This window comes from Pseudidiomarina halophila (assembly GCF_003987215.1).
GTDB lineage: Bacteria > Pseudomonadota > Gammaproteobacteria > Enterobacterales > Alteromonadaceae > Pseudidiomarina > Pseudidiomarina halophila.
This window is the reverse complement of sequence record NZ_PIPW01000003.1, coordinates 305,511-327,018: the sequence shown is the minus strand read 5'-3', so window position 1 is coordinate 327,018 and position 21,508 is coordinate 305,511. Positions and strand designations below refer to the sequence as shown.

Annotated in this window: 17 protein-coding genes; 8 read left to right on the top strand and 9 right to left on the bottom strand. The window is 50.8% G+C overall.

The window, feature by feature from the left end; genetic code table 11:
• Positions 1 to 8 precede the first annotated feature (8 nt).
• From CWI69_RS10535 to rpe, 4 genes are all read right to left on the bottom strand, one after another.
• The gene (locus tag CWI69_RS10535; RefSeq protein ID WP_126764265.1) at positions 9 to 1,211 is read right to left on the bottom strand and encodes an aspartate aminotransferase family protein; all 1,203 of its coding nucleotides are present in this window, start codon (positions 1,209 to 1,211) and stop codon (positions 9 to 11) included.
• 183 nt (positions 1,212 to 1,394) lie between these two features.
• Positions 1,395 to 1,988 carry an anthranilate synthase component II gene (locus CWI69_RS10530; RefSeq protein WP_126764167.1) on the bottom strand — a complete coding sequence of 198 codons (594 nt, stop codon included), beginning with the start codon at positions 1,986 to 1,988 and terminating at the stop codon, positions 1,395 to 1,397.
• A 19-nt stretch (positions 1,989 to 2,007) separates the two neighbouring features.
• Complete coding sequence (trpS, locus tag CWI69_RS10525; protein ID WP_126764166.1) at positions 2,008 to 3,012, bottom strand: tryptophan--tRNA ligase; 1,005 nt, start codon at positions 3,010 to 3,012, stop codon at positions 2,008 to 2,010.
• Positions 3,013 to 3,060: 48 nt separating this feature from the next.
• Positions 3,061 to 3,735, bottom strand: coding sequence for a ribulose-phosphate 3-epimerase (gene rpe, locus CWI69_RS10520; protein WP_126764165.1), 675 nt, complete (start codon positions 3,733 to 3,735; stop codon positions 3,061 to 3,063).
• Between the two features lie 149 nt (positions 3,736 to 3,884).
• Between rpe and CWI69_RS10515 the strand changes: the two genes are divergently transcribed.
• Complete coding sequence (locus tag CWI69_RS10515) at positions 3,885 to 4,217, top strand: hypothetical protein (protein WP_126764164.1); 333 nt, start codon at positions 3,885 to 3,887, stop codon at positions 4,215 to 4,217.
• 9 nt (positions 4,218 to 4,226) lie between these two features.
• Entirely contained in the window at positions 4,227 to 4,424 is a 198-nt protein-coding gene (locus CWI69_RS10510; RefSeq protein WP_126764163.1) for a DUF2970 domain-containing protein, read from the top strand.
• Here the strand turns inward: CWI69_RS10510 and prlC are convergent.
• The gene (prlC, locus tag CWI69_RS10505; protein WP_126764162.1) at positions 4,421 to 6,487 is read right to left on the bottom strand and encodes an oligopeptidase A; all 2,067 of its coding nucleotides are present in this window, start codon (positions 6,485 to 6,487) and stop codon (positions 4,421 to 4,423) included. The genes CWI69_RS10510 and prlC overlap by 4 nt on opposite strands.
• A 115-nt stretch (positions 6,488 to 6,602) precedes the next feature.
• Between prlC and CWI69_RS10500 the strand changes: the two genes are divergently transcribed.
• Complete coding sequence (locus tag CWI69_RS10500) at positions 6,603 to 8,906, top strand: S9 family peptidase (protein WP_241971096.1); 2,304 nt, start codon at positions 6,603 to 6,605, stop codon at positions 8,904 to 8,906.
• On the opposite strand, the gene CWI69_RS10495 is transcribed toward CWI69_RS10500, so the two are convergent.
• On the bottom strand, positions 8,903 to 9,613 hold the full coding sequence (locus CWI69_RS10495) for a M48 family metallopeptidase (protein ID WP_157984268.1): 711 nt from the start codon (positions 9,611 to 9,613) through the stop codon (positions 8,903 to 8,905). The genes CWI69_RS10500 and CWI69_RS10495 overlap by 4 nt on opposite strands.
• Before the next feature lie 111 nt (positions 9,614 to 9,724).
• Between CWI69_RS10495 and gorA the strand changes: the two genes are divergently transcribed.
• Both gorA and CWI69_RS10485 read left to right on the top strand, forming a co-directional pair.
• The gene (gorA, locus tag CWI69_RS10490; protein ID WP_126764160.1) at positions 9,725 to 11,080 is read left to right on the top strand and encodes a glutathione-disulfide reductase; all 1,356 of its coding nucleotides are present in this window, start codon (positions 9,725 to 9,727) and stop codon (positions 11,078 to 11,080) included.
• A 68-nt stretch (positions 11,081 to 11,148) separates the two neighbouring features.
• Complete coding sequence (locus CWI69_RS10485) at positions 11,149 to 11,838, top strand: aspartate/glutamate racemase family protein (RefSeq protein WP_126764159.1); 690 nt, start codon at positions 11,149 to 11,151, stop codon at positions 11,836 to 11,838.
• An 11-nt stretch (positions 11,839 to 11,849) separates the two neighbouring features.
• On the opposite strand, the gene CWI69_RS10480 is transcribed toward CWI69_RS10485, so the two are convergent.
• On the bottom strand, positions 11,850 to 12,545 hold the full coding sequence (locus tag CWI69_RS10480; RefSeq protein ID WP_126764158.1) for a DNA-3-methyladenine glycosylase I: 696 nt from the start codon (positions 12,543 to 12,545) through the stop codon (positions 11,850 to 11,852).
• A gap of 105 nt (positions 12,546 to 12,650) precedes the next feature.
• Between CWI69_RS10480 and CWI69_RS10475 the strand changes: the two genes are divergently transcribed.
• The 3 genes from CWI69_RS10475 to CWI69_RS10465 all read left to right on the top strand — a co-directional run bounded on the left by CWI69_RS10475 (position 12,651) and on the right by CWI69_RS10465 (position 17,702).
• Positions 12,651 to 13,679, top strand: coding sequence for a CNNM domain-containing protein (locus CWI69_RS10475; protein ID WP_126764157.1), 1,029 nt, complete (start codon positions 12,651 to 12,653; stop codon positions 13,677 to 13,679).
• Positions 13,666 to 14,697 (top strand): GGDEF domain-containing protein, encoded by a 1,032-nt coding sequence (locus tag CWI69_RS10470; protein WP_241971100.1) that lies wholly within the window; start codon positions 13,666 to 13,668, stop codon positions 14,695 to 14,697. Before CWI69_RS10475 ends, CWI69_RS10470 begins: the two co-directional genes overlap by 14 nt.
• Positions 14,698 to 14,813: 116 nt before the next feature.
• Positions 14,814 to 17,702 (top strand): insulinase family protein, encoded by a 2,889-nt coding sequence (locus CWI69_RS10465; protein ID WP_126764155.1) that lies wholly within the window; start codon positions 14,814 to 14,816, stop codon positions 17,700 to 17,702.
• Positions 17,703 to 17,782: 80 nt separating this feature from the next.
• Here CWI69_RS10465 and CWI69_RS10460 read toward each other — a convergent pair whose 3' ends face one another.
• Together CWI69_RS10460 and CWI69_RS10455 are read right to left on the bottom strand one after the other, a co-directional pair.
• Positions 17,783 to 19,198 carry a DUF3300 domain-containing protein gene (locus tag CWI69_RS10460; RefSeq protein ID WP_126764154.1) on the bottom strand — a complete coding sequence of 472 codons (1,416 nt, stop codon included), beginning with the start codon at positions 19,196 to 19,198 and terminating at the stop codon, positions 17,783 to 17,785.
• A 146-nt stretch (positions 19,199 to 19,344) separates the two neighbouring features.
• On the bottom strand, positions 19,345 to 21,501 hold the full coding sequence (locus CWI69_RS10455) for a S46 family peptidase (RefSeq protein ID WP_126764153.1): 2,157 nt from the start codon (positions 21,499 to 21,501) through the stop codon (positions 19,345 to 19,347).
• Between the last annotated feature and the right edge of the window lie 7 nt (positions 21,502 to 21,508).

The following is a 21,508-nucleotide window of genomic DNA, read 5'->3' as shown; positions in this document are numbered from 1 at the left end:
CCGCCGTCTTATCCGACGAGTTTCGCGACGGCTTTCTCGAAGCGTGCCAAACCTTCGATAACGTCTGCTTCGGGAATAATCAACGACGGCGTGAAGCGAATTACATTGGGGCCGGCAACCAGCACCATTACGCCCTCATCTGCACCGGCGTTCAGGAAGTCGCGCGCCTTACCTTCGTACTTGTCGCTCAACTCAGCACCGATCAGCAAGCCTTTGCCACGGATATCTTTAAAGATGCCGTAACGTTCGTTGATTTCAGCCAGCTTAGTTTTGAATAACTCTTCGCGGGCTTTGACACCGGCCAGGACTTCATCGGTGTTCACCACGTCAAACACGGCTTCAGCAACCGCACAGGCAAGCGGGTTACCGCCATAAGTACTGCCGTGAGTACCCGGTTTCAGGTGTTCCGCGATCGCTTTGGTGGTTAACATCGCACCAATAGGGAAGCCGCCGCCCAGCGATTTCGCCGAGGCCAGAATGTCAGGAGTAACACCCAGTTGCTGGTACGCATACAGGCTGCCAGTACGGCCAAAACCTGTTTGCACTTCATCAAAAATCAACAACGCGTTGTATTTGTCACAAAGCGCCCGCACACCTTTTACGAAGTCTGGATCCGGGCTGATAACGCCGCCCTCGCCTTGCAACGGCTCCATCATCACCGCACAGGTTTTATCTGACATCTGCGCTTCGAGTGCCGCCAGGTCATTGTATTCAACGTGCTCGATGCCGCCTGGTTTTGGTCCGAAGCCATCTGAGTACGCAGGTTGTCCACCGACGGTTACGGTGAAAAATGTGCGGCCGTGGAAGCCTTTGGCGAACGCGACGATTTGATCTTTGTCAGCGCCGTGGTTATCCAGCGCCCAGCGACGTGCCAGCTTTAATGCGGCTTCATTCGCTTCGGCGCCTGAGTTGGCGAAATAGACCCGCTCAGCAAATGTTGCGTCGGTCAGCTTCTTCGCTAGCCGAATCGCCGGCTCATTGGTGAACACATTACTCAGGTGCCACAGTTTGTTGCCTTGTTCGGTCAGGGCTTTCACCATTGCCGGATGGCAGTGACCCAGACAGTTCACCGCGATACCGCCAGCGAAATCAACATATTCAGTGCCATCCTGATCCCACACGCGTGAGCCTTCACCTTTTACCGGAATCATCTTCGCCGGGTTATAGTTTGGGACCATTACGTCATTAAACGTCTCGCGGGTAACCTTCATGTGTTCTGCCATAAATTCCTCTCTGTCGGATTCTATTACGGGTAATTTGAGTGGCCATATTATTGCAGAAAATCGTCAACTTGTCGTTGCGAAAGAGCAGAAAAAACAGTGCGTTCAGCGAATCAGGCTAAGCTTGCGGGATGGCTGCATAACTATGCGTATGCTGTCATTTTTGTTGAATAGTTAACGCGCAAAATTTCGGCAGTGGGTCAAAAAATTTTGTAAAACAGCATGCCCGTGTTCGGTTTCGATAGCTTCCGGATGGTATTGCACGCCCCAAACAGCCAAATCGCGGTGATGTAGTGCCATGATTTCACGTTCACCATCAGCGTTTTCTGTCCAGGCGTCAATCGCAAGACACGGCGGAATACTAGCGTTGGCCAGCAGCAATGAGTGATAGCGGGCTACTTTGAACTGCGGCGGCAGTCCGTGCATCAGGCCTTCGCCCTGATGGCTCAGCAGCGACGTTTTACCATGCATAACCTGGGTCGCGCGTACCACTTTGGCACCAAATACCTGACCTATCGCCTGATGGCCAAGACAAACCCCAAGCAGCGGAATTTTGCCGGCAAAGGCTTCGATGACAGCCAAGGTAATACCCGCATCATCCGGGGTGCAAGGACCTGGTGACAGGACAATGCCGCTGATCGGTAAAGCGGCAATCTCTTCGAGGGTAATGGCGTCATTACGCACCACCATTACCTCGCAATCCAGTTCGCGAAAATAGCGCACCACGTTGTGCGTGAACGAATCGTAATTATCGATCATCAACAACATGGTACAGAGCTCTTAAGGTTCAAGGACGTGCTACAAGGCCGATTACGTCATAGACCTTGCGCAGGGTTTCTGCGGCATATCCGCTGGCTTTGTCCGCTCCCCTGGCCATGACCTGATTCAGAAAATCCAGATCCGTCCGGTACTCGTGGTAGCGCTGCTGAATGGGCTCAAGCATCGCTACTACCGCATCGGCAGTATCGGTTTTCAAATGGCCATACATTTTATCTTCGTACTCAGGTACCAGCTCAGCAATAGGACGACCGGTCGCGGCAGACAAGATCGACAACAGGTTTGAAACCCCAGCTTTTTCTTCCGGATCGAAATAAATCCGTGCTTGCTCATCTGAGTCCGTAACGGCGCGTTTAAGCTTCTTCGTGATTTTTTTCGGATCTTCCAGCAAGCCAATAAAATTATTCGGGTTTTCATCCGACTTGGACATCTTTTTGGTCGGATCCTGCAGACTCATCACGCGCGCGCCAACTTCCGGAATAAAAGGATCCGGAATGGTAAAGACATCGCCATAGATGTTGTTGAAACGGGTGGCAACATCGCGCGCAAGTTCCAGGTGCTGCTTCTGGTCATTACCGACCGGCACTTCGTTGGCCTGATAGAGCAAAATATCAGCGGCCATCAGCGCCGGGTAAGTGAACAGGCCAGCATTGATATTGTGCGCGTGCCGATCTGATTTGTCCTTGAACTGGGTCATGCGATTCAGCTCGCCCATTTGCGTGTAGCAATTCAGGATCCACGCCAGCTGCGCATGCTCAGGAACATGTGACTGAACAAAAATCACGCTATTATCCGGATCAAGACCGCACGCCATATAAAGCGCTAAACCATCCAGGGTAGCTTCGCGCAATTGCTGCGGGTCCTGACGCACGGTTATCGCGTGCAAATCGACCAGCATAAAACGGCAATCATGGGTGGCCTGCATCTGCACCCACTGCCGTAACGCGCCAATATAATTACCAATCGAAAGTTGTCCTGATGGCTGACAGCCACTTAATACAATAGGTTTGCTCATAATAATTCCGTTAACGTCCCGTGCAAATCTTAGCCGCTGGCGACTCTGCTAGTTGGTTACCTTTGCGAGTTCAGCCCGCATAGCATTGATGACCTGAGCATAATCCGGTTGATTGAATATAGCCGAGCCGGCGACGAACATATCGGCACCCGCAGCTGCTATTTCCGCGATGTTTTCAGTTTTTACACCACCGTCAATTTCCAGCCGGATCGGTCGTCCACTCGCATCAATTCGCTGCCGCGCTTCACGCAGCTTGTCCAGTGTCGCCGGAATAAACTTTTGACCGCCAAAACCAGGATTGACTGACATCAACAGGATGACATCAAGTTTGTCCATCACGTAATCCAGGTAATGCAGTGGTGTAGCTGGATTAAACACCAACCCCGCCTGACAACCGTGATCGCGGATCTGTTGCAAACAACGATCAACATGCGTCGCCGCCTCAGGATGGAAGGTAATAATCGAGGCACCTGCTGCCGCGAACTCATCAATCATGCGTTCTACCGGCTGCACCATCAGATGCACATCTATCGGCGCGGTGATGCCGTGACTGCGTAACGCTTTACACACCATGGGACCAATGGTGAGATTTGGCACGAAATGATTGTCCATTACATCGAAATGTACGACATCGGCGCCGGCGGCTAAAACCGCGTCAACTTCATCCCCTAATCGGGCAAAATCTGCCGACAAGATTGATGGAGCGATGAGATAATCTGCCATAGTGATCCCCGTTGCTGGTAAGAAAGTGCATTAGTGTACCAGACAGACCCGCGCTTGCCAGTTAAAAAAAGCGCCAAATAGCTTGGCAACGCAGGGGCAAAGCTGCTAAATTGTACGTTATTCACGCATTCGTGGAAGGAGTCTCATCAATGCAAAAACAGCGCAATTATAAACAACTCGCCAGCGGCTTTGCTGTCGTTTGTGTGATGCTGACCGCTGCATTGTTGACCAGTGGTGGCTCTTCAACGCTTACCGCCTCTCAGGCAGAATGCCAAAAACTGCTTGCTAACTCCGAGCAGCCGCAAAACGCGCAGCAGTGTGCTAAACAAGCAACTCAAAACGAACTATCCTGGGCCTCATGGTTCTCTGGTCGCAGCCGTTCCACCCAGTTTCACTTCCTTGACCTGTTCGAACTTCTGTTTGAAGAATCGAATCGAAGCCAGAATGAGTATGGTAGCAGCAAGAAAGTCAGCTTGGGTTAATCTGAGCGAATGAGTACTGATTCTAAACCTAACTTTTTCAGTGTCGTTTTCAGCGTTCTGGCTGCACTTTTTGGTGTGCAAACCGAAGCCAATCGCCAACGCGATTTCAGCAAGGGCCACCCGGGCCTGTTCATCGGCGTTGGCGTTGTTTTTATCGTCTTATTCGTGGTTACGCTGCTACTTATTGTGAACTGGGTACTCCCTTAAACGGGAGCACCAGCATGTTCATGCGAGGTAATACCTGAGTGACGCAGCAAAGCTTCAACTTCAGGTTCACGGCCACGAAACTCTTTAAATAACTGCATCGCTTCCCGCGAACCGCCACGCTCTAGAATAGCGTGCAAGAAGTCCATACCCACATCACGATTGAAGATCCCTTCTTCCTCAAATCGACTGAAGGCATCAGCAGATAACACTTCCGCCCACTTGTAACTGTAATAGCCAGCCGCGTAGCCGCCTGCAAAGATATGCCCAAAGCCGTGCTGGAAACGGTTATAGGCCGGCGGCTTGCGTACCGCGACTTCATCGCGGACAGCATCGAGAATGGTCTGAATCTGATCGCCTTGCTGGGCGTCATAGTCACGATGAATGCGCAGGTCAAACAGGCTAAACTCCAGCTGTCGAACCATCTGCATTGCCGACTGGAAGTTGCGGGCGGCCAGCATTTTCTCCAATAAATCCTCAGGTAAAGATTCACCGGTTTCGTAATGGCCAGAAATAATTGCCAGAGCTTCCGGTTCCCAACACCAGTTTTCCAGAAACTGCGACGGCAGTTCGACCGCATCCCAGGCCACACCGTTAATTCCTGATACCCCAGCGACGTCGACTTTGGTCAACATATGATGCAGGCCGTGACCGAATTCGTGGAACAGGGTCAGCACTTCATCGTGGGTAAACAGCGCAGGCTTATCGCCCACTGGCTTGTTGAAATTACAGGTTAAGTAAGCGATGGGGTGTTGCAGATCATTGTTAGTGTTAACGCGGCGTACCGCACACTCAGCCATCCATGCACCACCACGTTTGCCATTGCGCGCATAAAGATCCAGATAGAAACTGCCCCGCAGCTCGCCATTGCTATCGCCGATCACAAAGTATCGAAGATGATCGTGATAACGTGATGGCGGCGTTTGCTCTTCCACATTCATCCCGAACAGGTTTTCAACGACAGTAAAGAGTCCTTTCAGCACCTGATGTTCGGGGAAATAGGGGCGCAGCTCTTCATCAGAGATCGCGTACTTTTGCTGCTTTAACTTTTCACTAAAGTAGGCCACGTCCCAGGCCTCGAGCTCCCCGATACCGTATTCAGTGCGAGCGAAATCAAGGACTTCCTGATAGTCGGCGTGCGCTTGCGGCAAAGATCGCGCAGCAAGGTCCTGTAAAAACTGTTCAACTTGGGTGGTCGACTCGGCCATTTTGGTGGCCAGACTTAGTTCCGCATAATCGCGATAGCCCAACAATTGTGCCAGTTCGTGGCGCAACGCCAGGGTTTCAGCCATGATTGCGCTATTATCAAATTGTCCAGCCTGCGGCCCCTGATCCGATGCCCGGGTGGTGAAAGCCTGATACATCACTTTACGTAATTCGGCATCGTCGGCGTACATCATCACCGGTAAATAACTGGGAATTGCTAACCCGAAGCGCCAGCCTTGCTGGTCATTTTCTTCGGCCGCACTGGCGGCGGCATCGATGGCACTCGGTGGTAATCCACCCAACCGCGCTTTATCTGTGACCAAATAGTGCCAGCCGTCGGTGGCATCAAGCAGGTTATTACTAAAGCTCGAGGAAAGGTCCGATAAACGCGTCTGGATCTCGGCATAGCGCTTCTTCTCCGCCGCTGGCAATGCAATTCCGGACAACTCGAAGTCACGCAGCGTATCGTCGATCACTTTACGTTGAGCTTCCGACAAGGTCTCGTATTCGTCGCTATCTTTGAGCGCCTGAAAGGCTTTAAACAGACCTTCGTGTTGCCCGACAAAAGTGCCATAGTCGCTTAGTAACGGCAGGCAGGCGTCATGTGCTTCACGTAACTCCGGAGAACTGACCACCGAGTTAAGATGAGACACCGGCGACCAGCTGCGCTCTAATAAATCATCCGCATCTTCCAATGGCGCGACGAGTCCATCCCAACTGTAATCCTGCGCTGCCAACACGGTTTCGATGGCCTGCTTGCAGGCGGCAATGCGCGCCTCAATTGCTGGCACAATGTGCTCTGCTTCGATGGCATCGAAAGGCGGCAAACGGTAATCACTTAATAAAGGGTTTTGACTCATACGGCTTCCTCTTGAATAATGCGCTGTGTAACTCATCTACGGCTACTCTACTGTAGATGTTAGGCCGAAGCTCTTGTTTTCAAGGTTGCAGCCCAAATAACAACAGGAAATCAAAATGAAATCAGCTTACGCTTTGTTGCGCAAAATGCGCCAGGGTTTTGCCGCTGCACTCGCTGTTACCGCGCTTGCAGCTTGTAGCAGTGTTCCAGGTCACGCACCTGTGGCTAGCCAGGATGCCCATCCCAATGGTGAATCTCTCAGCTTAACCGCGCTCTACCAAACCGATACCTATGAAGCTCGTGGCGTGCCACCCACACGCTGGCTCTCCGATGGCAGCGGTTACACGATTCTCGAACAAGCCGAGCAAGGGTCCGGACATGATTTAGTCCGTTACCACCCACGTACGCAGCAACGCACGGTGCTGATAAGTGCAAAAGAATTAACTCCCGAAGGCGCAAATGCTCCACTGGACATTGCCGACTATCACTGGTCGAATGCCGGCGACAAGCTGTTGATTTTTACCAACACCAAACGCTCATGGCGCACCCATACTCTGGGTGACTACTGGGTCTTCGACCTGCAACAGCGTGAGCTGACACAGCTCGGAACTTTTGCGGATCCCTCAACCTTACAGTTTGCTAAATTCGACCCGGCGGCTGAGCGGGTTGCCTATGTCATGCAGAACAATATCTACGTTGAACGCTTGCGCGACGGTAAGATCACCCAACTCACCCATGACGGTAGCGATACTATCGTTAATGGCACCTTTGACTGGGTCAACGAAGAAGAGTTTTTCCTGCGTGATGGCTTCCGTTGGAGTCCCGACGGTACAGAAATTGCCTATTGGCAGCTGGATACCTCAGGTACCCCCATATTTACCATGATCAATAATACAGACGCACTGTATCCGACGCTGAAAACCTTCCCCTACCCGAAAGTTGGTGAAACCAACGCCGCCATGCGCATCGGCGTAATACCAGCGGACGGTGGCGACACCACCTGGATGAAGGTACCCGGTGATCCACGTCAGCATTATCTGGTTCGCATGCAATGGGCGGGTAATTCAGAGCAGTTGTTCATTCAACAGCTTACCCGTTCACAAGCAGTGAACCGTGCGTTTTTAGCCAATGCTGATACCGGTAACGTCGCTGAAGTGATTCGCGAAACCACTGAGAGCTGGGCCGAATACGTTGACGATGTGACCTTTCTTGCCGATGGCGAATCCTTTACCTGGTTAAGCGAACGCAGTGGTTACCGCCATATTTATCGTGTTGATCGTGACAGCGGTCGGCTCACCGCAATTACCCGTGGTAACTGGGACGTGGTCGAGGTGCTGCAGATCAATGAAGCGCAAGGGTGGGTCTATTTTATTGCTTCACCCGAGACACCACTGGAGCGCTATTTGTTTCGCGCCAGCCTGGACGGTAGCAGTAAACTGGAACGCCTGACACCCGCGCAGGCAGGTACCCACAGCTATCAATTGTCGGCGGATGCTGATTACGCTGTGCATACCTATTCCAGCGTCACGCAAATGCCGCAGGTGGATATGATCAGCCTGCCCGATCACCGTCGTATCCGGATGATCAAGAACAATGCCGAAGCACAGACGGCCTTCAATGAACTCGCTCGCGGCAGCTTTGAATTTTTCCAGGTCACCGCACAGGACGGGCTCGAGCTGGATGGTTTTCTGATGAAGCCCGTCAACTTTGACCCGAACAAAGACTACCCGATCCTGTTTTACGTTTATGGCGAGCCGTGGGGCCAGACCGTGAGCAACAGTTGGGGTGGTGAACGTTTCTTATGGCACACTTACCTGACCCAACAAGGTTATATTGTTGCTTCGATCGATAACCGTGGCACCAAGTCGCCACGAGGTTTTGACTGGCGCCGTTCGATCTATAAAAACCTTGGCGTGGTAACTGTGCGCGATCAACACGATGCCCTGCAGGCCATGCTGGACCGCTGGTCATTTATTGATGAAGATCGGGTCGGCATCTGGGGTCATAGTGGCGGCGGTTCGCAAACGCTGAATGCGTTATTCCGCTACCCCGAAGCTTATGATGTCGGCTTAGCGTTAGCGCCGGTGCCTGATTTGACGCTCTACGACACTATTTATCAGGAACGTTATTCAGGGCTCCTGCCGGAGGCGGCTGAACGCTACCGTGAAACTTCAGCAATTACCCATGCGGAAAACCTGCAGGGCGATTTACTCTTAGTCCACGGAACCGGTGACGATAATGTGCATTTCCAGGGAACGGAGCGGTTGGTGAACGAATTGATCAAGCATGGTAAACAGTTCGAATTTTTTGCCTATCCGAACCGTACCCATGGTATTCGTGAAGGCGAAGGTACCACGCTGCATCTGCGTACTATGATGACCGACTTCCTGCGTGAGCACCTGCCGGCAGGCGCGCGCTAATCATCCGCGTAATCAAGATAGGCTTCGTTCAACACGGTCATACCGTGTTGCCGAAGCCATTGTTCTGCTGCCTGATAGTCATCTGAATAGCGTGCCACCCACTGCCAGAACCTGGCACTGTGATTGAATTCTGCCAGATGGCAAAGCTCATGAATAACCACATTGCGCACCACCCATTCCGGCGCCAGCCATAACTTCCAGGAAAATTTCAACTCTCCCTTACGGCTACAGTGCCCCCACTTGCCGGAAAAACCGCCGACTTCCCAGCTGTTTGGCTGTAACGGATGGTTTTGCGGCCAATCGCTGAAAAAGTCATCCAGCCATTGCTTAGCCCGCTGCTGATACCAGGCGCGAACAATGCCCTTAGGCTCTTTTTCCGGGTTAGATCGGGTGGTTACTGTGGCAATGAGCGCATCATTCTCGCGGCAACAGTTTTTCCGCGTTGCGGTTCGCACCTGCAATGTCAGGGGCTGCCCGAGCCAACGCAGGCGCTCACCGGCTTGCCAGTTGCGTGGCTGCACGCCGGCCAGCTGTTGTTGCTGCCGCTGCAGATGTTTCTGGATCCAGGCTTCTTTGCTGGCTACGAATTGCTGTATCTTGGTTTCAGAGAGGGCCCAGGGCGCATGCACCTGCACTTCGCCATCGCGAACTTTGATCGCGACAGAGCGGCGCTTTTTACTGCGATGGATGGGATAGATTGAGCTCATCGTTTTTTTCATCTCGCTTTAACCGCGGCTTGCGTTGCACATAGGTCTTTTTTGGGCGATCATACGGCCATCAATTAAGTCACAGATTAGCACGTAACAGGAGCACAACGCATGACCCGACATTACGATTATTTAGCGATTGGCGCAGGAAGTGGTGGTATCGCCTCAGCGAACCGCGCAGCGATTCGCGGTGCAAAAGCCGCCGTGATCGAAGCTAAAGCCGTAGGTGGAACCTGCGTGAATGTTGGTTGCGTGCCGAAAAAAGTCATGTGGTACGGTGCCCATATCGCCGAAGCACTTAAATACAGTGAAGCCTATGGTTTCGATATCAAGCAAAACGGTTTCGACTGGAAAACCTTAGTACGTAACCGTGAGGCCTATATTGAACGAATTCACGGCGGCTACAAACGAGGTTTTGAGAGTAACGGTGTGGAATACATTGAAGGCTTCGCCCGTTTCGTTGATAAAAATACCGTTGAAGTAAATGGTGAGCAGATCACCGCTAAGCACATTACCATCGCAGTTGGCGGCCGGGCCATTGTGCCTTCATGTGAAGGTGCCGAATATGGTATCGACTCTGATGGTTTCTTTGCTCTGGAAGAACGCCCAAACAAAGCCGTGGTGGTCGGTGCTGGCTACATTGCCGTAGAAATCGCCGGCGTCTTACACGCTTTAGGCAGCGACAGCCATCTGTTGGTGCGCCGCGATCGCCCGCTACGTTATTTTGATGAAGACATTACGGACGCACTGCTGGAGCGCCTTGAACTTGACGGTCCGACTCTGCATACCAACACAGTGGTCAGCAAGGTTGAGAAAGATGAGCAAGGAATACTAACGGTACACACCGAGGCTGGCGAAGTCATTGAAGATGTCGATTGCCTGGTTTGGGCCATCGGCCGCGAACCTGCTACTGATAAAATTAATCTTGAAGCTGCTGGCGTTGAAGTTGATCCCGTCGGTTTCGTCCGCACGGACAAGTATCAAAATACCAATGTCGACGGCATTTACGCAGTAGGTGACATCACTGGCGAAGCGCAACTTACTCCGGTGGCGATCAAGGCCGGCCGACTGCTCGCTGAGCGCTTATTTAATCCGGATCTTCCCGACGCACATATGGATTACACTCAGATTCCGACCATCGTATTCACCCATCCGCCTATCGGCACTGTGGGTTTTACCGAGATTGAAGCTTGTGCCAAATACGGCGAAGGTAACGTGAAAATCTATCGTTCAAAATTTGCCGCCATGTACAACGCCGTAACCCCTCACCGGGCGCTGAGCACCTTCAAACTGGTATGTACCGGCGACGAAGAAAAGGTAGTCGGCATTCATGGTATCGGTGAAGGTATGGACGAAATACTGCAGGGTTTTGCCGTAGCTATGAAAATGGGTGCAACCAAGGCAGATTTCGATGCTACCGTTGCTTTGCACCCAACCAGTGCTGAAGAGTTTGTGACGCTACGCTAAATCGTAACCGTCGCCTTCTAACTCCAGGGTAAATGCCAATAACACTTTGTGGCGCAGGGAGAGTGAGCATGAAAACCATCGGAATTATTGGCGGCATGAGTTGGGAGTCGACTCTGGTCTACTACCGCTTACTGAATCAATACACCCGCACCGCGTTAGGCGGCCATCATTCGGCAAAGCTGGTGCTGTACAGTGTTGACTTTGCAGAAATTGAACAGCTGCAACGGCAAGGTGACTGGGAGCAAACCGCGATTATCTTAATCCAGGCAGCGCAGGCACTTGAAGCCGCCGGCGCCGAGCTCATGTTGATTGCCACCAACACTATGCACAAAGTTGCGGCTGAAGTGCAGGATGCCATCAGCTCGCCGTTGCTTCACATTGTTGATGCGCTTGCCGATGCCATACTGGAGCAAGGTCATAGCTCTATTGGGTTACTGGGTACGCGCTTCACTATGGAGCAGGAATTTTATCGCGAACGTTTACAGCAACATGGCATCACAGTGTTAACACCTGCGGCAACAACGCGGCAGTACGTGCATGACTGTATTTTTAACGAGTTATGTCAGGGACAATTTACCACAGCAGCAAAACAAGCCTTTTTAAAAACTTGTGACGAGCTGCACCAGCAAGGAGCCGAAGGCATTGTGCTTGGCTGCACTGAAATTGGGTTGTTGCTGCAGCAAGAGGATACGCCGATAAAGCTCTATGACACCACAGAGATCCATGCGGCAGCCGCAGTTAAAGCCGCGCTCGCCTGATAGCAAGCTGTTTACGTACGTTTTGGCTTACGTTCCGGTGCTGCTGCATCGACACTCATCGATACGATACGCGAGAGGTGACTATAAGGTAGCCCGGTATCTTCATGCCACTGATTAAATGCCTGCTGTGCCTGGCGTAAGCCACGTTTGCTGGTGGGTGAGGCATCCATCAGATTATGATTTTTAAGGGCCGTTACCACGTCAGTTGATAACACAAAACCATCCCAGCCGACGCGCCTTAGAAAGTGTTGCGCAGTGGCACCAGCAAGCCTTGCGCCATTGACCTTGAAGTAATCCAACAGTCCAGCCTGATCCGACGATGGCCAACTTGCGAGAAATTGACCAAAGCTGCCATGCTCTTCCGCTGCTTCTACTATCATCCGCGCATTTCTCGGTACGGTTTCAATTTTCTGCCAGTTGCGCACGATGCGCGCATCGTCGGCCAGTTGCTCCAGACGCTCCGGCGGTACCTGTTGCCAGTACAGCGGGACAAAACCGCTAAAGGCTTGCTCAAAATCTTTCCACTTGTTGTCGATAATACGCCAGACGAAGCCAGCGCGAAAAATACCGCGGGTGATTTCTGCGAGATAATACGCATCATCGCGCTCAGTAAGTTCCTCACGCTCGACTACTTTTGGTAATCGCGCATTAACTTCAGCTTTACCCTTGCGCGCAATTGCACGTTCCTGAAAGTAACTAAATTTCATCAATTTTACTCTGTCGTTGGTCGTATTCTTACTAGCTAAGCTAACCATCTGTGTGCTAGTTTCACAACATTGATTTTTATTTCGTTCTCACCTTAGTAGGTAACGATGGTTTTACTGATTGTTTTTGCTTTTGTCGCTATCGGCATTTCATTTCTATGCTCAATACTCGAGGCAGCCCTGCTTTCGATTACGCCGAGTTACATAGCGCAACTCAAGTCTGAACGACCGCATCTGCACGATCAACTGCAACGTCTTAAGTCGACGATTGATCGCCCGCTGGCCGCCATCTTGACCCTTAACACCATAGCACACACAGTTGGTGCTGCTGGCGTTGGTGCGCAGGTAGGTGTGGTGTTTGGTGATGGTTACCTCGCAATCGCTTCAGCCGTCATGACCCTGCTGATTTTAGTGCTTTCTGAAATCATTCCGAAGACTATCGGCGCAAAATTCTGGCGCGGGATTGCACCGGCACTACCGCCACTATTGAATACTATGATTATTGGACTCAAGCCCTTTATCTGGGCCTCGGATCAAATTACCAAGCGTATTGGCGGCAACGCTCACGACATCGATATCCGCGCCGAAATCAAAGCCCTTGCCATCGTTGGCAACGAGCAGAAGGCTATCGATGATGATGAAAAACGCGTCATCAGCAATATTCTCGATTTACATGCGATAAAAGTCAGTAAAGCCATGACACCACGCATGGTTTGTGAAGCCGTACGTCCGGACAGCACCATCGGTGAATTTCTGGATCAAGTCAAAGCAATGCCCTATTCGCGCTTCCCGGTCATTGATGATGACGAGGTTCCACATGGTGTTATCTTGCGCAATGAGGCTCTGGAGTCGCATCGTGACGAAAAAGTCAGTAATCTTGCGCGTGAAATTGAAGTATTAAGCCCCAGCATCGACTTGGAAAGCGCTTTGACTCGATTTTTAGAAGCACGCAAGCACATGGCGGTGGTATTTGACGAACATGGCAGCTGGCTTGGTCTGATCACGTTGGAAGATATTATTGAGACCATACTGGGTCAGCCCATCATGGATGAAACGGACACCATTCCCAGCCTAAGGCGTTACGCAAAACAACGTTGGGGACAACGAATCAAGACAAGTGACGATGCTAAACCGTGAACTAATTTACGCTGAACAGTCGTTGTTTCACCAATCGCAACTGTTGCGTGCGGTGCTGAAGATCATCGCGATATTCTCGGTACTGATCGGCTCTATTAACGTATTCCTGTTTAACAGCTACGATACCGCGCTATTTAATTACGTAAGCTTCATCGTCGCGTTATTTTTGCTGTTTTATTTCAAAGACCCGAGCCGACTCAAACTGACCTCCTGGCTAGCTTGTGCCGCGGTGATCTTTAATGTCATGGTCTTTATTCATATCGCCAGAGGCCAGAATTATTCCGTTCTCTGGATCATGATCATCCCCCCCATCGTGTTCTTCCTGCTTGGGCGCAAAATGGGTGCCTGGATTACCGGTTCACTGTTTCTGTATGTCATAGGTTTTATGGCTGTAGTGATTCAGCACACTGAAATGCGCACCTTAGGTTTTGGCGCCTTACTCAATATCATTGAAGTCTGTATTGCCTTGTGGTTCCTCTTTCGTTTTTATGAGGGATCTCGTGAGTCTGCTTATCGCGCACTCGAAATTCAGTCGATCACCGATAAGCTTACCGGCTTGTACAACCGTATAAAGCTCGACTCAGTGGTGGCTGAGCAACACCGGCAGCTGGCCGCCGGGCAACTAAACCACTCAAGCGTGGTGATTGCTGACATTGATAATTTTAAAGAGATTAACGACCGGCTGGGCCATATTCAGGGTGATAAAGTGCTGCAGCAAGCCGCCAGGTTATTACGCAGCTTTACTCGCGATGATGGCATCGTCGGGCGCTGGGGCGGTGAAGAGTTTATGCTCATTCTGCCCGATTACAGCGTTGATCAGGCAAAACACTACAGCGAACTTCTCCGTCGCTATATTGCCGACAATGACGCTGCTTTTGGGCAAACCCTGACGATGAGTTTTGGTGTCGCTGAATTACATGCAGAAGCTTCGTTCGAACACACCTTTATTAAAGCCGATCGCGCCCTCTACCAGGCTAAACAAGCCGGGCGCAACTGTGTCATGGTTGCCATCGATTAGATTTTGTTACAAAGCTCTGGACGATCTTTACCCACAACTACTGCACAAGCGCCAACAAGCGTTCTACACTTGCTGAATAATTTCACGAAATACATTTTCTTATAAGAGCAACAACTATGAAACCTTTAGTCTTAGCAAGTGCGATGAGTCTCGCATTACTTGTCGGCTGTGGTAGCCAAACTAACACAATCGCAGAAACCACGACCGCAGTGCATCAACCGACCAACGAGGCGGTTATAAAGTCGCCCAACGATGATCGCGCTTATAAAACGGTCATTCTTCCTAACGGGCTTGAAGTGATGTTGATTTCAGATCCACAAACGGAAAAATCGGCGGCATCGCTTAGTGTTGGCGTAGGTCTGTTGCACGACCCAATGTCACAGCAGGGTATGGCACATTATCTTGAACACATGTTATTTCTAGGCACCGAACGTTATCCGGATACAAAAGGCTACTCAGCGTTCATGACGGCCAATGGTGGGAGCCAGAACGCCTACACCTGGCTCGATATCACGAATTACATGTTCAGTGTCAATAATGACGCACTGGATGAAGCACTTGATCGTTTCTCAGATTTTTTCAAAGCGCCTATGTTGTATCCGGAATACACCGACAAAGAGAAGAATGCGGTGAACGCTGAATGGTCCATGCGCCGCGAAATGGATTTTTTCGGTCAGTTCAAATTAGCACGGAATTTACTCGGCGATCATCCTGCGAACCGTTTTCTTATCGGTAATCTGGAATCTCTTGGCGACAAGGAAGGAAGTAACTTGCATGCCGAGACCGTCGCTTTTTACGAGCAGTACTATTCAGCGAATATTATGAAAGTCGCACTCATTGGCAAGCAATCGGTTGCTGAGCTTGAGAAGCTAGCGGTTAAACATTTCAGTTCCATTGAGAATGACAAAATTGCCGAACCTGAAGTGACCGCCGAAATAGATTTTTCTGAGGTTGGTGGCAAGCGTATTCATTACGTGCCTAATCAGGATCTCAAGCAGCTTAGACTTGAATTTATTATTGATGACAATAGTGACCAGTATGCGGTTAAACCTAATCGCTTTATCACCTACTTGCTGGGCTCAGAGATGCCTGGCGCGCCGGCGTATGAGCTAAAGAAACTCGGCTTGATCTCGAGTCTCAGCGCATCAGCCAGTCCCACCTATTACGGCAACTACGGCGTGTTGCAGATTGACGTTAACCTGACCGACGCAGGTATGCAGCAACGTGACACTATCACCGCGCTACTAATGAATTATATCGATTTAATTAAATCAGAAGGCGTAGACAGGAAATACTACAGTGAAATTAAAACCAGCCTGGCGAATCAATTCCGTTTCCTGGAAAAGTCTGACGAATTTAGTTACGTCTCAAATCTAGCTGAGGCAATGCAAAACGTACCAGCTGAGATGGCAATCGCTGCCCCCTTTCATTACGAACATTTCGACGCTGAAGCCATTCAAGATGTGCTCGCGCAACTTACACCTGAACGCTTACGGGTATGGTATGTAAGCAAACAGGAACCGCACGACAGTGAACTCCATTATTACGATGGCAAGTATAAAGTTGTGCCTATTAGCGCTGAAGAACAAGCTGCGTGGCACGCTGAACCTGCAATCGATTTAGCACTACCAGCGGTAAACCGGATGCTGCCTGAAAACTTTGAGATCGTCGCCACACAACAACGTGATAAACCGGAAGTTGTCATCGATAATGATAATGTCACCGTTTGGCACTATCCTAGCGAAGCATTTGCTGATCAGCCGCGTGGTGTCCTGGAAATTAATATGAATAGTGCGGCACCAATAAAATCTGCTAAGGCAGACGTACTGTTGTCGTTATGGAGTGATTTGTATAACCTGGAACAAAGCGCATTAGCGACCGAAGCTAGTATCGCTGGTATGCAACTGCGGCTTTCTGCGGGCACCGGCCTGACCATGCGTATTGGTGGCTTCACCGATAAGCAACCCCTGCTCCTCCAACAGGCTCTGGCTGATTTGGCGGTGGACGTGGACCCGCAGGGTTTTAGACAAGCTGTTGATCGCTATGTGCGAGCATTAGGAAACCAAGGTAAGCAGTTCCCCTTCTATCAAGCGTTCGGCGCCTATAATAAGTTGATCCGTGAAGGTAACTACAATACTGAGGTTCTGATCGATACTGCGCAATCGTTGAACGCGGCAGATTTGCAAATGTTCATGGATGATTTTCTGAGCCAACATCGATTGCGCGTGTTTGCGTTCGGTAACTACAACACGTCTGCACTCGAAAATGTCGTGGCTACCTTAACTAACGCGCTACCGACCGAGAATCAGCAGCCCGAATATAAGATCGCCAACTATTGGCTACCCCAAGCCAACAAACATGTGGTCTGGCAGGAGGATATTGAAGTTGCCGATGTCGGCTTAATCGATGTGCATGTCAATCTGACACCAGGTTATGAGACTTTTGCTGCTGCTACCGTGCTCAAAGACCACTTTAGTAATATCGCCTTTGACCGTTTACGCACAGAAGAGCAACTGGCTTACGCAGTCGGTGGCACTGCAGCACGCCTCGACGACTACACCGGCTTTGCCATGTACATTCAAACGCCAGTGAAAGACGTTGCGGCAATGCAGCAACGCTTCGACGCGTTTAAAAAAGAGTATGCTACCGAGTTAGATAAAATGACGGACGCAGAGTTTGAACAGCTGAAAACCAGTACCTTGGTAACGCTGAACGAACCGCCAAAAAACTTACAAGAAGAAGTTGCGCCCTTACTGTCCGACTGGTACCGGGAAGACTACGGCTTCGACAGTAAGCAACAACTTATTTCAGCCGTTGAACAAGTGAGTTTAGCTGACATCAAGACGTTCTATAGTGACACTATGCTAAATCCGGAAGCAGCGCGCGTTAGCGTACAGATGCGTGGTACTAAATTTGCAGAACAACCTTTTGCAAACTTCGAATCACAAATACTGGTGGAACAACTCTCAGACTTCCATGCAGATATGAAAAAGCAGCAGCCGTAAAATCGGCTACTGCTTTCCTTTACTGGTCATGACTGAGTAAAAAGGCGCGAAGGTATTAAACCACGCGCTTTTTTTTGACCTCAGTCGATATGACGTCGACTTTTACCGTCTTTAACTTCCACTGGCTGTCGCATAGGTTGCGGTCTGGCTTGTGGCTTGCGTTCGAAACTTGGTTTCGGTTCAACAGTTGGCTGTTGACGTACGACCGGTTGACTCGGCTTAGGCTCAAAACGCGGTTGCTGACGCACCACAGGTTGACTCGGCTTCGGCTCAAAACGCGGTTGCTGACGCACCACGGGTTGGCTTGGCTTGCGCTCAAACACCGGCTGCTGCCGTACCACGGGTTCCGTTGCTTTGCGCTCGAAGCGCGGCTGTTGACGCACAACAGGTTCGTTTGGCTGCTGCTCGACACGGCCCGGTTGTTTAGCAATAGGCCCACGCTCTTCAACCCGTCGCATCCGCGGCTCAGCTTCCGCTTCTAACAAGCGGCGGCGGATTTCAACTTGCGGTGGACGCTTATCGCGTACCGGAGCTGCGACTACGCGGCCTGGATCATCTTTCGGCTGCAGCTGCGGCGGATTCTGTACCAACTCGCGATGACGATATTCCACGTTGCGACGATGGCGCGGGTCATGACGCCAGCGATCACCATCACCCGGTTCAGGGCGGTAGCCACGGTCGTGGCGACCACGACGACGGTCGCGATCCCAATCACGATCACGGTTGTGATAATGATGGTGATGCACAACCACATAGCGACTCGGCCAGTAAAAATCACTGAAGAAATACCAGTGGGGCACATGGTAAGAGAACGACCAGCGAATACCGCTGCCCAGTGATACAGTTAAACCGGGGTGTCCCCAATAAACTGGTGGTGTTCTGTGCCACCATGGACCATACACATAACGGGTATCGTACACCGGAACATAAACGTATTCGCGGCGCACTGTCTCAATGCGAATAGTGCGCGCTTCACGTGCCACCGCGACATGTTCGTCGCTGCGTAAGTTACCTGCAACATAAGCACGGTCGCGCAGCACCTGAATACTGGCCAGCACGTCTTCCTGTTGTGCGATAAACGCTTCACCAAGGGCTTGAGTCCATTCCAGATTTTCACTCATTTGCTTGAGTACATCGGGTGTGGCCACTAGAGCTTTAACACTGGGATCCCAGCTTTCGTCATCGGCCTGTGCCAACGCTTGTTCAGGAGCTAAATGCGCGTTACGACTGACCCACCGCTCTGCCTGGACGACTTCCAGTGGATAGGTCGCAGCAATTAGAATGTGGGAAAGAAGGCTATCAGGATACAAGGCAACAGGTGCCAACATGCGATCCAGGTCTGCCTGGGTATATACACCATTGGTTGCACTCACCGAGTAACGATCCGACTCGGCATGCGCGGTTGGAATCGCAGTACAGCCAATTGAGGTTGCCAGTGCCAACGATAGTACACTGAATTTCAGTAAAGGCACGTTGACCTTGTTAAGTTTAAACATGATTGAGCCTCCGTTAGGCGGGCAGCTTTTGGCTACCAGTTAAAGTATAGACGCTCCTATCCTGCAATTGGTGACAAATTAAATGTAAAGAATTCACAAAGAAAAACACCGCTCCGTGAGCGGTGTTTTGTCAGATTCCTTTAAACTTATTGGATACCTAGCTCTTTCAACAAGTTATCGGCACCGTCTACAACTTCCATCTGCCATAGCATGAAACGGCTATCCACTTGAATCGAGCGGGTGTTGTCGATGTTGAAATCCCAGTCCGAGATAATCGAGTCTAAGGTACCGTCAAAGGCTAAACCAACCAGTTCAGCTTTGCCATTCAGCACCGCTGAGCCTGAGTTACCGCCGGTGATATCAAGGGTCGCAAGATAGTTCACTGGCACTGAATCAAGGCTCTCAACATAGTAGTCAGCATAGTTTTCATTCTTAATGGCATCGAGTTGCGCTTGTGGCGCATTGAACTCGCCTTCGCCAGTGGCTTTTTGCTGAATGCCACGTAAAGTTGTAAATGCCGTCCAGGCGGTACCGTCATAAGTGCCGTGGTCACGCCCTGTTACGGTGCCGTAAGTTACCCGAAGCGTACTGTTTGCATCAGGGTAAACGGCTTCACCTTGCTCACGCATGAAGGCAATTTTCGCCCGCATGTAGTTCGCATAAGCCGCCTGAATCTGCCCGGATAACTCTTCGGCTTCATCCTGCTCAGCCTGTTGCTGAGGGTATAAAGCTACTGCAGCCTGCACAAATACGTCATCCTCATCAACAAACTGACTCGGGCTCGCCGCCAACAGTTGATTGCGCACATCAAGTTCAGTTAAGTCGGTTGTTGCGTACCAGCTGGCAATCAGATCGCGAAGCTCGGCGTCAGACATCTCAGAGCTTAAACCAAGTGCCTCATCAAAGACTGAGTCGCGTTGCTCTGTCGGTACCTGCAGGTAATTTTTCAGGTTGTAAAAATCAAGCGCCATTTCAACACTGGCGTCGAAGCTACGATCAAGACCCGCTACGTAAGCTTTAAAACGCGGTAAGTCACGCTCCTGGTAGCCGGCTTCACGTTCCGCGTCTGGCTTGGTTTGCTCCTGGCTCAGTTTATATAAAACTGCAGCCATACCTAATAGGCGAGGCGTTGCCAGCGAGCGGTAGTAATCCTCACGCTCACTTTCATGACGTTCAGCCAGTAAACGCTCGATTGCCTGTAGATCTTCTGCATAAGCGGCGCCATTTTCAGCGCTGTTGTTGACCCACTGCTTCAGAGCTTGATGTTCAGCCTTTTTGCGTTGCAGAAGATCTGAGTTGGCAAAACTATCGAGCATGCCCTGGCGGTTTTTCAGGTAGTTATTTAAACCTGCCACCCGGCTTGCGTACTTAAGCTCAGCATCTTTATTACTTTCGGTTTGTGTCGCAATGATGTCGAGGTTATCGCGGAAGCGCTCTACCGTGTTTGGGTAGCTCCACTCGAAGGTGTTTTCCACTTCACTTGGCAAACGATGACGATTAGTGCGACCCGGATAGCCCAAGGCCATCACAAAATCGCCTTCATCGAGGGCATCTGACGCAATCGTCAGGTGATGCTCCGGTTGATAGGGTACGTTTTCCTCGGAAAATTCGGCAGACTTACCTTCCGGGCTGACATAGGCGCGGTAAAATGAGTAGTCCCCGGTATGACGTGGCCACATCCAATTGTCCGTATCACCACCAAATTTGCCGACACCTTCAGCAGGCGCGTGGACAAGTCGCACGTCTTTGATTTCAAGCTGCTTAATCAAAAAGTACTCGAGCCCACCATAAAATGATGAGACCGCACAGCGATGTCCGGCATCTTCTTCACAGGCCGCAACAATACTCTTGTAGTTATCTTCAATAGCATCGACGCGCTCTTTACCAGTCAGTTTGGCGGTGTCAGCATCAATCACCTGCGCAGTAACATTTTCAACAGCTTTGGTTACGTAGATGCGGGATCCCGGAGCTGCTGCAACTTCATCTTCCAGTGAAGCGGCAAGAAAGCCATTGGCCAGCAGATCATTTTCAGGTGTCGAATTATAAGCAATGCTGTTGTAAACACAGTGATGGTTGGTAACCACCAAGCCTTGCGGAGACACAAAAGATGCTGAACAACCGCCTAAGCTGACCACAGCTCCCATCGGGAACTCAGTTAGCTTGGTTAGATCGCTGGGATCTAATTCTAAGCCCGCTGCCTTTAATTTATCCGCAATTTCCGGCAACTGTTGCGGCATCCACATGCCTTCATCAGCAACGGCCACAGAGCTCACCAGCGCCAATGCAATAAGTGACTTTTTCATTTTTATA